Below are 12679 nucleotides of genomic sequence, written 5' to 3' on the forward strand. Positions count from 1 at the left end.
CACAGGAGCCTCAGCCGCCCTGTTGCTCACGCACCAGCTGGGCCAGGAAGCGATCACAGGCCGCCAGCTGGCTGAGCTCGATGTACTCGTTGGCCTGATGCGCGACCCCGATGGAGCCTGGCCCGCAGACCACCGTCGGCCAGCCTTCGCTCTGGAACTGGCCCGCCTCGGTGGTGTACGCCACAGCCTCGCTGGCCCGCTCATCGCCCAGCAGACGCTGGCAGAGGCGAATGGCCGGGTCCCGATCGCCATGCCCCAGTGACGGCACCGTTTCCACCGTGCGCTCACTGCGGATCGCCACTTCTGGCGCTCGCTCACGATAGGGGGCGACCAGACGCTCAGCGTGGGCATCGATCTCCGCCAGCATCGCCTCGACATCCTCGCCCGGCAGATGGCGCAGCTCCCAGTCGAAGATGCACTCCCCGGCGGTGATGTTGACCGCCGTGCCGCCCTCGATGCGCCCGACATGCAGACTGGCGTGAGGCACATCGAAGCGCTCGTCCAGATGACCGCAGTCGATGCGCGCCTGCATGCGGTCCTCGATGAAGGTCACCATGCGCGCCGCCAGATGGATGGCACTCACCCCCTGATAGACCAGGCTGGAATGCGACGGCTTGCCGGTCACCGTGGTGCGCAGATCGGTAATGCCCTTGTGGGCATCGACGATCGCCATCATGGTCGGCTCGCCCACCAGCACCGCCGCCGGACGCGGCAGGCGGTCACGCAGGCGCGCGATCATGCGCGGCGCCCCCAGACAGCCGATCTCCTCGTCATAGGAGAAGGCAAGAATCACCGGCTTTTTCAGCGTGCCCGCACGTTGGGCATTCACCAGCGCCGGCACCGCCGCCATGCAGCAGGCGATGAAACCCTTCATGTCGGCGGAACCGCGCCCATGAAGGCGACCCTCGGCCTCACGCAGCGTGAAGGGATCACTGTCCCAGGCCTGACCCTCCACCGGCACCACATCGGTGTGCCCGGAGAGCACCACACCACCCTCGACCTCCGGCCCGATCACCGCCAGCAGATTGGCCTTGTCGCCGCCATCGTTGTGGATGACCTCGGCACTGACGCCGACCACTTCCAGGGCGTCGCGCAGGCAATGGATCAACGCCAGATTCGACTCGCGCGACACGGTATTGAAGCTGACCAGATGCGCCAGCCAGTCGCGGCTGTTGGGCCAGTCGGAGAAATCGGCGTGCTGCGGCATCAGGCTGGCGGTATTGGCGATGGGGGACGCTGAAGCGGACATGGGCATTCCTGTGCAGATACATCAGAGCGGAGAGCACCACGCGCAGCGCGCTGGCCTCATATGCCCACCGGTATAGCGCAGCGCCTCTTCGACAACAAGGGCCTGGCTGCAACATCCGCCTGGCAGGCACGCTTCAAAAAAGACGACGCTGCCACGCCCCGGCAAAGGGCGTGGCAGCGTCGTCTGTGGCGACAGAACTCCGCTACGGGCGGGATTCAGCCCGTGATGGCATCAGGCGGCACGGCCGTTGCGCACCATGGCGTGAGGGTCGATGACGAATTTCTTGGCAGCGCCGCCATCGAAGTCCGCATAGCCCTGCGGCGCTTCTTCCAGACTGATGACCTGCACATTGACCGCATCGGCGATATTGACGCGCCCGAACAGGATCGCCTGCATCAGCGGGCGGTGATACTTCATCACCGGGCACTGGCCCGTGTGCAGCGAGTGGGACTTGGCCCAGCCCAGCCCGAAGCGCATCGACAGCGCCCCGACCTTGGCGGCCTCATCCTCGGCGCCCGGGTCTTCGGTGACATAAAGCCCGGGAATACCGATCTGGCCGCCGGCACGCGTCAGCGCCATCGCCGAGTTGAGCACCGTGGCCGGCTGCTCGCGGCCGTGATCACAACCACAGCCATGCGCCTCGAAGCCGACGCAATCGACGAAGCAATCCACTTCGCGCTCGCCGAGAATCACCTCGACCTTGTCTTCCATCGAGCCTTCCTGACGCAGATCGATGGTCTCGCAGCCGAAGCTCTCGGCCTGCTGCAAACGCTCGGGGATCATGTCACCGACGATGACACAGGCCGCCCCCAGCAACTGAGCGGACACGGCCGCCGCCAGCCCGACCGGCCCGGCGCCCGCGATATACACCGTGGAGCCCGGCCCGACACCCGCGGTCACGCAGCCGTGGAAGCCGGTGGGGAAGATATCGGACAGCAGCGTCAGATCACGGATCTTCTCCATCGCCTGGTCGGCATCCGGGAACTTGAGCAGGTTGAAGTCGGCATAGGGCACCATGACGTAATCTGTCTGACCGCCAGTCCAGCCGCCCATGTCGACATAGCCGTAGGCCGCGCCGGGACGCGCCGGATTGACGTTCAGACAGATCCCCGTCTTGCCTTCCTTGCAGTTGCGGCAGCGGCCGCAGGCAATGTTGAAGGGGACCGAGACGATGTCACCGACCTTGATGAATTCCACATCGCGCCCGGCCTCGACGACCAGACCGGTGATCTCGTGGCCCAGTACCAGGCCCTGCGGCGCAGTGGTGCGGCCACGCACCATGTGCTGATCACTGCCGCAGATATTGGTCGAGACGACCTTGAGAATGACCCCGTGTTCACACTTGCGATTTCCCAGCGCCAGGGTCGGATAGTCCAGTGATTCGACACTCACCTTCCCCGCTCCCTGGTATACGACTCCGCGATTGGCATTGGCTGACATGACGTGCTCCTGGCTGGCATGGGGTTTGGCAGGTGGCCGGCGACAGGCAGACAAGCTGGCTTGCGCCGCCCGTCACTTTTCCTGCACCGGCCACCAGCCCCCGGTCGGTGGCGTCCAACCGGTAGGGCTTATGCAGACTAGGTCAGTTGTCACAGGCTGGCTGTCCAGATGAGGCATCGACATGCCTAAATGAGACAGCTCACGACCAAAGTGTCACTTCGGTTGCCCGCAGCCTGCTCGCCAGTGCCCCGCGCCTCCGCTGTTGGCGGCAGGCGACAGCCAGCGTCGATGTATCTCGACACTTGAAGCACGCGCCCATACCCCCCAGTACTGATGTCAGCGTCATCTTGACGACAGATATTGCGACCCGAGCCCGTTTACGACAGCTCTGAACGACAGTTCTGAAAGACACTTCAAGGAGAGATCATGACCCTGACATCCAATGCCCTGCGCAATTCCTGCATGACCCTGGCCCTCGTCGGCTCCGCCTTCATCGCCGGTTGCGGCAACACCAGCGTGATCGAGAAGCAGGACACGCGCTACGAAGTCAGCGCCGTCGATGAAGACCGCGATGATGCCATCGCACAGGTCAAGGAACGCGCGCTCGAGGTGTGTGAAGAGCAGGACCGCGACAAGTACGATGTGCTCGACTCGCGCGTCTTCGGCCCGCACGACGCCACCGCCAAGGCCGCCGATGGCAATGACCAGCTGGAGGGTGGCACCGTCAATGAAGACACCGAAATGGCTGCCGCCACCCATGAAGGCGAAGGCTACAAGGTCGTCTGGACCGTGCGCTGCCGCTGAGGCGCTCCCCCGTCAGGTAGCGTGACCTGACAGCGCGATCGAACGCGAAAGCGAAAGTCGCAACGACGGTGAAAGCGAAAGCGCAGCATCCGTCAGAAAGCCGCCCCCAGGGGCGGCTTTCTTGCATTCCGACACCAGGCGATAACCCAGGGAAACCGACACTGCGGCACTTGAGTTCCGAGGGCGCAACCATCAGTTGCCCCAGAAATCAGTCAATTGCACCGCCCCATTAGACGACTCTTGACTATGCTGAGACGAAAGCTGTCCCAGCGCCGCCCCTGACCGCCGCGTATACCTGGTGAAGAAAGTTGTTACCAGCCACCCGGCTGGCACGCCAGTGGCGACTCGGACGCTGTACCTGCAACCTCGCTGCATGCACCTCGCAGCATGAAGCTCGCGCATTGCCATGCGAGACGTTCGACAGCCCTATCGCCCGGGGACTGTCGATCACTGCCATACGCCATGACGAACCCATCAGGACTCTCTGCGCCCGCGCGCCGTCAAGGAGGCTTTTCCATGAGCATCGAACAACGCCTGGCCCCCGTTGCACTCCCCGACACCCGTCATCGACGCACCGTCGAACACCTGCTGGCAGGTTCCGGCGTCAGGCTCAACGGGCCTGATCCCTGGGACATTCGCGTTCGCCATCCAGACCTCTTCCGGCGGGTGCTGCAGCAAGGCAGCCTGGGACTGGGCGAGGCTTACATGGAAGGCTGGTGGGACTGCGAGCAGATCGACGAGATGATCTGTCGCCTACTGCGGCATGGCTTGGGCAGTCGTGCCCACACCACCAGCGAGCGCATCGCCTATCGACTGCAGGCCGGAGTGATCAATCTGCAGAGTCGCCGCCGCGCCGGCGTGGTCGGCAAGGTGCATTATGACTTCGGCAATGACCTCTTCACGCGCATGCTGGATGACACCCTGTGCTACAGCTGCGGCTACTGGAAAGACCTGCCGGTGAGCGCGGAGAAGCTGGGCAAGGCACAACAGGCCAAGCTGGATCTGGTGTGTCGCAAGCTGGGGCTGGCGCCCGGCATGCGCCTGCTGGATATCGGCTGTGGCTGGGGGAGCCTGGCCGCCTACGCCGCGCGCCATTACGGCGTGGAGGTCGTCGGCATCACTATCTCCGCCGAGCAGGCCGCGCTGGCGCGCGAGCATTGCGCAGGGCTACCGGTGGAAATCCTGCTCAAGGACTATCGCGACCCTGATTTCAGGCGCACGGTGGGCAGCTTCGATGCCATCGCCTCGATTGGCATGTTCGAACACGTCGGCCACAAGAACTACGCCACCTACTTTGCCCATGCCGCGCACCTGCTGCGTCCCGGCGGACGCTTCGTGCTGCATACCATCGGCTCCAACCAGAGTGATATCTCGGCCGACCCCTGGGTCAACCGCTATATCTTCCCCAATGGCGTGCTGCCCAGCGCCAGCCAGCTGGTACGCGCCAGCGAAGCGCATCTGGTGATGGAGGACTGGCACAACTTCGGCGCCGACTACGACCCGACATTGATGGCGTGGCGCGCCAATCTCGACCAGCACTGGCATGAGCTGGCCGATACCTATTCACCGCGCGACAAGCGTATGTTCGAGTACTATCTCGGCGCCTGCGCCGGCGCCTTCCGCGCCCGCCAGCTGCAGCTGTGGCAGGTGGTGTTCACCCACGGCACCGCAGGGCGCTACGACGCGCCACGCTGATCCGCCGCTCGCGGGGCGCCGACAGTCTCGACCGGGAACGACTGCCTCAAGCGGCGGGGCGAATCAGACGCGTCGCCGCGAAACGATTGAGCAGCGCATGCATCAGGTAGATCAGCAGCATCGCGCTGCAGACCGCGACCAGCACGGAGCTGGTGCGGTAGAGCGCGCTGTAGATCAGGTCCTTGTCGGGCGACATGTACTGGCCAAACAGGATCGCCATGGTGGTCATGGCGCCCAGACCCGCACCAGAGCCCACCCGCTCCAGAACATGGTGGCGCGCGAACAGCATCAAGCTCAGCCAGAGCCCCAGCGCTACCAGCCACAGCAACGAATAGTGCGTCATCAACACCAGCTGGATCGCCACCGCCACGTTGCAGCCCACCAACGTACCCGCGGCGCGCCGAATGCTGGCCTGAATGGCACCGAACCAGTTCATCGGAAAGAGAATCAGGATCGAGGCGATCTGCGCCGACAGCGAATCGCTCAGATCGAGCACCTGGAACATCACGTAGACCACCATCGCCACCGCGGTGGTCAACAGCACCTCGTGACGGCGATTGGATGGCGGCTTGGCGGGGCGTGACGGCGGCTGGCGCGGCGCCTTGTCCGGGAAGCAGTAATGCATCAGGGCCACGATCGAAAGCGTGGTGCCGCCACCGACGAAGTTGCACCACACCAGATCACTGATATCCGTGCTCGGGTAGCTGGCGAAATTCAGCTGCACATGCATGCCGAACACACACTCAGGGCACCGAACAGGAACAATGGCCCGCGGCTCATGCAGTTGAACAGCACCAGCTGCATGCCAAACACCAGCAGCAACATGATCGCCGGGTTGTCACCGAACAGCCCCTGCACGACGAGGGTGAAGGCGTTGTTGAGAAAGACGCTGGCCAGAAACTGCCGCGCGATGGAGGCGTTCAGTACCGGCACCAGGGCCAGCAGCAGAATCGGGTTGACCACGAAGAAGGTGCCGTAGGTCCAATCCATCCACTTGAGCAGCACGAAGCCCAGGGTGCCGCCGAAGGCGATCCGCAGGCACTGCTGGACATCGTTCTCGCTCAGGCGTGGCTCACCACCCTCGACGCGCGGCAAGGACTCGTCGCGTGTCCACAGGCGTGACAGCCGGTCTCGCAATGCATTCGCCAACATGCCGCCGCCTCAATAGATGTAATGCAGCAGGCTGACCGCACGCGCCTGGGCATGCGCCAGCCAGCTGGCTGGTCCGGCCACGGGGAACAGCTGTACGGTGGCACGCGAGCCGGTCGGCAGCTGGCTGAGCGAGAGGCCATGAGCCCTCGGCATCACGAGATGGACGCGCATGCGCTGGGCATCACGCACCCAGCGATCGCTGTCCTCGGGGGCGGCCAGATAGCCATCGGCGTTGAGCTGACCCGCCTGTACGCCTGAATCCCGCGATGAAAGCGTTGCCGTGAAGACCCGCCCCGGCTGCGCATCGAAGATGATGCTTGCCTGATCGCCGATCGCGACGCGTGACAGAGACTTCTCGCGAAAGTCGGCAATGACATCGGCACGATCGGCCACGATGGCCAGCCGCGCCTGACCGGTGCTGGCGTAGGCGCCGGCGACCAGCTGCATGTTGGACACCGTCCCGGCCTCGCGGGCGCGCACCTCGGTATAGGCCAGATCGAGACGCGCCTGCGCGCCCTGATAGCTGGCACGTGTCTGATCGTACTGCTGGCGCGAGATGCTGTGCGACTTGATCAACCGCGTGACGCGCGCCATCTCCAGCCGCTGCTCTTCCTCGCTGACACGGCTCTGCTCGAGCTGCGCCTTCGCCGCCAGAATCGAGGCATCCAGCTGTTGATTGGCCTGAATGGCGGCTTCCAGCGCCAGCTCCGCCTGCTGCACGGCCAGCTGATAGGGCTTTGCATCAATACGAAACAGCACATCGCCCGCCTCGACATGCTGGTTGTCGTGGACCAGCACCTCATCGATACGACCACTGACCCGCGATGCCACACTGACCACCGGGTGCATCACGCGCGCCTGGGACGTCATCGGCATCCACAGGTCCGCGATCAGGAAATACACGAAACTGAATACGGCGATCAGCAAGGCTCCCCGCACCCAGCGCCGAAAGCGCTGATCGGATGTCACCCCTGACGACTCCGCTGATATTCAGCCTGGGAGCGCGCGATGCTGGCACTGGCATTGTCTTCGAACTGGAGCAGAGTGCGGGCGAAGGCATTGAGCGCTTCGTCATCGAAGCCGACGTACAGCTCGGCACGCACTCGCTCGATGCGCTCCGTCAACTGGGTCAGGCACTGGCGGCCTTGCTCGGTGAACCACAGGCAACGCGCCCGCTTGTCGGTCTCGTGCGGCACGCGGGCGATCAGCTGCTGAGCCTCGAGCTGGTTGAGGGTGCGCGTCAGCGACGGCATCTCGATGCCCAGCTCGCTGGCCAGCATCTGTTGGGTACAGCCCTCGCCGAGCTTTTCCAGATGGACCATGACCGTCCAGCGCGATTCCGTCATGTCCAGGCTACGCACCGCGCTGGTGATGGCGGTGCGCCATAGACGATGGACCCGGCCGACCTGGCCCCCCAGCGAGGGCTTGATCTGCTCGTGAAACGGGATTTCCTGTGTCGAATCCGTCCCCGGAGAATGTGCGTTCATGTATCATCTCTCGACATGAAGGCTCCCATGACACTCCCCCTCATCGATACTGAGCGGAAGACCCACGAGAGCCTTGATTGGTGCGGCGTCAGGACGGCTGTTGCCGCCGATATCGGACGCCATCTATATTAGCTTGCTAACAATGTGAGGATCATACCCTTTATTAGCGAGCAAAACAATTCACCAATTCCGATATTCAAACACGCATTTAAGCGCCTCTGCGCTTCTATCTTCTTGCCTGCCTTCTCCCCCTTCTCCTGCTCTTTCTTCTTTTGCTGCTCGTCTGCTTTGCTCTCGCCCTGTTGCCTATTCTCTCCCGCCATCACCTGCGCCGCGGGTCACTCCTGTGCGATGCCATGACGCTTGAGCTTGTTGGCTATGGTGGTATGCGAGACTCCCAGGCGCTTGGCCAGCAATCGGCTGGACGGATACTCGGGGTAGAGATGCGCCAGGATGCGCCGTTCGACCTCGTCATGGATATCGCCCAGACTGCCGGTCAGGTCGATGTTGTCGAGCCCCTCATCACGCGCCTCACCGGTCAGGCGCAGATGCTGCGCCTCGATCACCTCGCCATCGCACAGCGAGACGGCCTGGAACAGCACGTTCTCCAGCTGACGCACGTTGCCCGGCCAGTGATAGCCCTGCAGGCGCGCCATGGCCTCGGGTGAGATATCCCGTACGCGAGCGCCGATCTGACGCACCGCCCGCTCGAGGAAATGCCGCGCCAGCTCCTCGAGCCCATCCAGACATTCCCTGAGCGGCGGAATCTGCACACACAGCACATTGAGGCGATGGAAGAGATCGTGGCGGAAGCGCCCTTCGCTGCACAGTGCCGGCAGATCCTGTTGGGTGGCGCAGATCACGCGCACATCGAGGAAGGTCTCCTCATCGCTGCCGACACGCCGGAAACCGCCGTCCTGCAGAAAGCGCAGCAGCTTGACCTGCATGCGCGGACTCATCTCGCCGACCTCATCCAGAAAGATGGTGCCGCCGCTGGTCAGCTCCAGCAGGCCCAGCTTGCCCTCCGGGCGCGCGCCCTCGAAGGCGCCCGGGGCGTAACCGAACAGCTCCGTCTCGGCCATCGACTCCGGCAGCCCCGCGCAATTGAGCGCCATGAAGGGGGCCTGGCCGCGGGGGCTGGCCAGGTGGCAGGCCCGCGCCAGCAGCTCCTTGCCGGTGCCGGTCTCGCCCTCGATCAAGAGCGGCGCATCCAGCGGTGCCATGCGGCGAGCCTCCTTGACCACCGCCGACAGCTGACGGCTCGCCTGGAATATCGCTTCGAAGCCACGCACCTCGGTGCGCTGGATCTGATAGATACGCGAGCCCAGGCGGTCTGCACGATGCAGGGTGACCACGGCGCCCGCCAGCGAGGCGACATCCTCATTCTCGGTGTGCAGTGGCGCGATATCGGCGAGGAAGGTCTCCTCCCCCACCCGCAGGCGCAGGCCATTGACGCGGGCATTGTTGCGCCGGATCAGCTCCGGCAGATCGACATCCTGGACATGACGCGTCAGCGCCAGCCCCGGCACCTCATCGATGCGCACCCCGAGCAACTTGCCCGCCGCGCGATTGGCCGCTACCACGCGCCCATCCATGTCGATGGACATCACTGGGTCTGACAGCGATGACAGCAGCGCATTGAGCTCCAGATGGCGTCGCTCGGTGGGCATCAGACTGACGCGACTGACCTTGAAGACCCCGGGTATCTCCTCGAGGGTCGGCTTCAGGGTCGAGAGCTGCATACGCAGCATGTTGGGCACATGCAGATAGATGGAGTTGTTGGCCTCCCCGCCGACCTCACCGCGCAGCACGTTGAGGCCGTAATCGGCAAAGGGGGCCAGGATGTCGCGCAGAATCCCGATTCGATTCTGGCAGGTCAGTTTGAGGCGCATGGCGTTCTCGGCATTGTCGTTGGAATTCTTGTTGGCATTGTCATCGAAATGGTGTCGCTGGCCTGGCGTCGCCGCTCGAGTGACGGGCGGCTTGGCGACGGACAGCTTAGCGACGGACGGCTGAGTGACGTTAACGTAAGCGTTATCAAAAACGTCGTAAAGCATTCCTTACAAAAGACGGCGACACAGCAGTGCACGAGCGCCCGAATGGCACAGGATGCGCCCGATTACCGCTCCAGTGTCACAAATATGTGACAAGACACGCGCCAACGCAGCGTTATCTGCGGCGCAGAGCCACGCCTGACCACTGGTCAACGCCACCCGACAAGGCCTAGCGTTGTCATCGACATGCAAGGACTGGCATGTACGCCATAATGACAACACGGCAGCCTGCTCGGCAGCGCCGCCATCTGGTTGGGGAGGTTGCATGAATGCACCGCAGGGTCGTCATTGGCCACAGACATCCCAAAAAGCTCAGCCCGGCTCGCAAACCAAGGCCAAGGGCACCCGCTACGTGGCCCATGAGCCGGATGCCCGGGGCCGGATCCATTACAGCGATCAGGAAAACGCCACCTGGCAGACACTGATGGCGCGCCAGATGGCGCTGGTCGAGGGGCGTGTCTGTCGCGAGTATCGGCAAGGGCTCGAGCGCCTTGCCCTGCCGGAGGACCGCATCCCCCAACTTGGTGAGGTCGATCGTGTCCTCGAGGCCACCACCGGCTGGCGAACCGCACGTGTGCCGGCCTTGATTCCCTTCACGCGCTTCTTCGAGCTGCTCGCCGAGCGGCGCTTCCCGGTCGCCACCTTCATCCGCTCCCCGCAAGAACTCGACTATCTGCAAGAGCCGGACATCTTCCACGAGATCTTCGGCCACTGCCCGATGCTCACCCACCCCGCCTTCGCCGAGTTCACCGCCACCTACGGACGCCTCGGTCTCGCCGCCAGCAAGGAAGAGCGCGTCTATCTGGCCCGCCTCTACTGGATGACGGTGGAATTCGGCATGCTGCGCGAGACTCAACCCGACGGCAGCCGTGCGCTACGCCTCTACGGCGGCGGCATCATCTCCTCGCCGCGCGAGACCCGCTACGCCCTGGGTGAGCTTGCGGAGAGTCTCGAGCGCCCCGCGCATCTGCCCTTCGATGCCGTCGAGGCACTGCGCACCCCGTATCGCATCGACATCCTGCAGCCGCTCTACTATGTCCTTGAGTCACTGGACGACCTGCATGAACTCGCCAGCCGCGACATCATGGCGCTGGTGCACGAGGCCATGGCCCTCGGCCTCAAGACGCCGCGCTTCGCACCACGTTGATCGCACCAGCACCCTTGCCCCAAGGGGTACGCCTTTTCACCAGCCCCCTCTTTCCTCAAGCCGGAGATAGTGACATGACCGAACTCGCCAGACAGTCCTGTGAAGCCTGCAGCTTCGATGCGCCCAAGGTCAGCGATAGCGACATCGAGACGCTCAAGACCGCCATTCCCGAGTGGCAGTTGCTCAATCGCGATGGCATCATGCAACTGGAACGGTGCTTCACGTTCCGCAATTTCAAGCAGGCACTGGCATTCACCAATCGCGTAGGCGAGATTGCCGAGGAAGTCGGGCACCACCCGGCACTTCTCACCGAGTGGGGCAAGGTCACCGTGACCTGGTGGTCCCACGAGATGAAGGGTCTGCACAAGAACGATTTCATCATGGCCGCCAGAACCGACGAGGTAGCGAAATAAGATGTTCGAGCAGATTGCGCGTGTACCCGGGGATGCCATCCTCGGCCTGATCGAAGCCTTCAACAACGACACCAACCCGCAGAAGGTCGACCTCGGCGTGGGCGTCTATCGCGATGCGAACGGCAATACGCCGGTCATGCGTGCGGTCAAGCAGGCCGAGAACCGCCTGGTCGAGAATGAAGTCACCAAGACCTACATCGGCTCCCACGGCGACCCGCGCTTCGGCAAGGTCGTACTGCCGATGGTGCTGGGCGCCGAGTCGCCGGTGCTGGCCGCCAATCGCGCCAGCGCCACCCAGGCGCCCGGCGGTACCGGTGCCCTGCGTCTGGCCGCGGACTTCATCGCCAGCAACCTCAAGGGACGTGATATCTGGCTGTCCACCCCGACCTGGCCGAACCACCTGGGCATCTTCGACGCCGCTGGCGTCACGCGCCACAACTACCCCTACGTCGACGAGAACAACCGCCTCGACTTCGATGGCATGCTGACGACGCTCAAGACCATCCCGGAAGGTGACGTGGTGGTGCTGCACGCCTGCTGCCACAACCCGACCGGTTTCGATCTGAGCCGCGAGCAGTGGGACCAGGTGCTGGAAGTCGTCCAGGCGCGCAAGCTGATGCCGCTGATCGACTTCGCCTACCAGGGCTTCGGTGACGGCCTGGAAGAAGACGCCTACGGCGTGCGCCTGCTGGCCGAGAATGTCGATGAAGCCATCATCACCAGCTCCTGCTCCAAGAACTTCGGCATCTACTGCGAGCGCACCGGCTGCCTGATCCTGATCGCCAAGGACGAGGAGAGCATGCTCGACGTGCGCTCCCAGGCCGCGATCACCGCGCGCGAGAACTACTCCAATCCGCCGGCACATGGCGGTGCGGTGGTCATCGATATCCTCGAGGACGACACCCTGCGTGGCGAGTGGAAAAGCGAGCTGACCGAGATGCGTGAGCGCATCAACGGCCTGCGTCGTGACTTCGTCGAGGCACTCAAGCCGTATGGTCTGGATGAGCAGTTCGCCTTCATCGCCGAACAGCGTGGCATGTTCTCCTACACCGGCCTTTCGCCGGAACAGGTCGATCGCCTGCGTGACGAGTTCGGCATCTACATGGTGCGCTCCGGGCGTGCCAACGTGGCCGGCTTCTCCACCGAGAACCTGCCCTACGTGGCCAAGGCCATCGCGACCGTCGTCAAGGGCTGAGCCCGAGCGAGCGCTGTCGTGAAAGACAAGAAAAACCCCGCCA

At 63.7% G+C, this 12679-nt stretch carries 12 protein-coding genes; 5 read left to right on the plus strand and 7 right to left on the minus strand.

What is annotated here, in order from left to right; translation table 11 throughout:
* Window positions 1–10 precede the first annotated feature (10 nt).
* Window positions 11–1249, minus strand: coding sequence for an acetylornithine deacetylase (gene argE, locus R2R70_RS16935; protein WP_242007671.1), 1239 nt, complete (start codon window positions 1247–1249; stop codon window positions 11–13).
* A gap of 231 nt (window positions 1250–1480) precedes the next feature.
* Window positions 1481–2689: a formaldehyde dehydrogenase, glutathione-independent gene (fdhA, locus tag R2R70_RS16940; protein WP_054555477.1), complete on the minus strand. Its 1209-nt coding sequence runs from the start codon at window positions 2687–2689 to the stop codon at window positions 1481–1483.
* A gap of 426 nt (window positions 2690–3115) precedes the next feature.
* On the opposite strand from fdhA, the gene R2R70_RS16945 reads away from it, so the two are divergent.
* On the plus strand, window positions 3116–3493 hold the full coding sequence (locus tag R2R70_RS16945; protein WP_043331278.1) for a hypothetical protein: 378 nt from the start codon (window positions 3116–3118) through the stop codon (window positions 3491–3493).
* Between the two features lie 516 nt (window positions 3494–4009).
* A complete protein-coding gene (gene cfa, locus R2R70_RS16950) occupies window positions 4010–5188 on the plus strand; it encodes a cyclopropane fatty acyl phospholipid synthase (protein WP_410978570.1) in 1179 nt (392 codons plus the stop codon).
* Window positions 5189–5234: 46 nt separating this feature from the next.
* Here cfa and R2R70_RS16955 read toward each other — a convergent pair whose 3' ends face one another.
* From R2R70_RS16955 to R2R70_RS16975, 5 genes are all read right to left on the minus strand, one after another.
* The gene (locus R2R70_RS16955; protein ID WP_410978571.1) at window positions 5235–5918 is read right to left on the minus strand and encodes an FUSC family protein; all 684 of its coding nucleotides are present in this window, start codon (window positions 5916–5918) and stop codon (window positions 5235–5237) included.
* The gene (locus R2R70_RS16960) at window positions 5903–6340 is read right to left on the minus strand and encodes a DUF2955 domain-containing protein (protein ID WP_410978572.1); all 438 of its coding nucleotides are present in this window, start codon (window positions 6338–6340) and stop codon (window positions 5903–5905) included. Before R2R70_RS16960 ends, R2R70_RS16955 begins: the two co-directional genes overlap by 16 nt.
* A gap of 9 nt (window positions 6341–6349) precedes the next feature.
* Window positions 6350–7309 carry an HlyD family secretion protein gene (locus R2R70_RS16965; RefSeq protein WP_410978573.1) on the minus strand — a complete coding sequence of 320 codons (960 nt, stop codon included), beginning with the start codon at window positions 7307–7309 and terminating at the stop codon, window positions 6350–6352.
* A complete protein-coding gene (locus R2R70_RS16970) occupies window positions 7306–7827 on the minus strand; it encodes a MarR family winged helix-turn-helix transcriptional regulator (RefSeq protein ID WP_052384225.1) in 522 nt (173 codons plus the stop codon). The genes R2R70_RS16965 and R2R70_RS16970 overlap by 4 nt, the downstream gene beginning before the upstream one ends.
* 338 nt (window positions 7828–8165) lie before the next feature.
* The gene (locus R2R70_RS16975) at window positions 8166–9719 is read right to left on the minus strand and encodes a sigma-54-dependent transcriptional regulator (protein ID WP_043331281.1); all 1554 of its coding nucleotides are present in this window, start codon (window positions 9717–9719) and stop codon (window positions 8166–8168) included.
* 427 nt (window positions 9720–10146) lie between these two features.
* On the opposite strand from R2R70_RS16975, the gene phhA reads away from it, so the two are divergent.
* The 3 genes from phhA to R2R70_RS16990 all read left to right on the plus strand — a co-directional run bounded on the left by phhA (window position 10147) and on the right by R2R70_RS16990 (window position 12636).
* Complete coding sequence (gene phhA / locus R2R70_RS16980; RefSeq protein ID WP_082388257.1) at window positions 10147–11028, plus strand: phenylalanine 4-monooxygenase; 882 nt, start codon at window positions 10147–10149, stop codon at window positions 11026–11028.
* A gap of 74 nt (window positions 11029–11102) precedes the next feature.
* On the plus strand, window positions 11103–11441 hold the full coding sequence (locus R2R70_RS16985) for a 4a-hydroxytetrahydrobiopterin dehydratase (RefSeq protein WP_054555480.1): 339 nt from the start codon (window positions 11103–11105) through the stop codon (window positions 11439–11441).
* Between the two features lies 1 nt (window position 11442).
* On the plus strand, window positions 11443–12636 hold the full coding sequence (locus R2R70_RS16990) for an aromatic amino acid transaminase (RefSeq protein ID WP_410978574.1): 1194 nt from the start codon (window positions 11443–11445) through the stop codon (window positions 12634–12636).
* Window positions 12637–12679 lie beyond the last annotated feature (43 nt).

It is taken from the genome of Cobetia sp. SIMBA_158 (assembly GCF_046566945.1).
GTDB classification, from domain to species: domain Bacteria; phylum Pseudomonadota; class Gammaproteobacteria; order Pseudomonadales; family Halomonadaceae; genus Cobetia; species Cobetia amphilecti.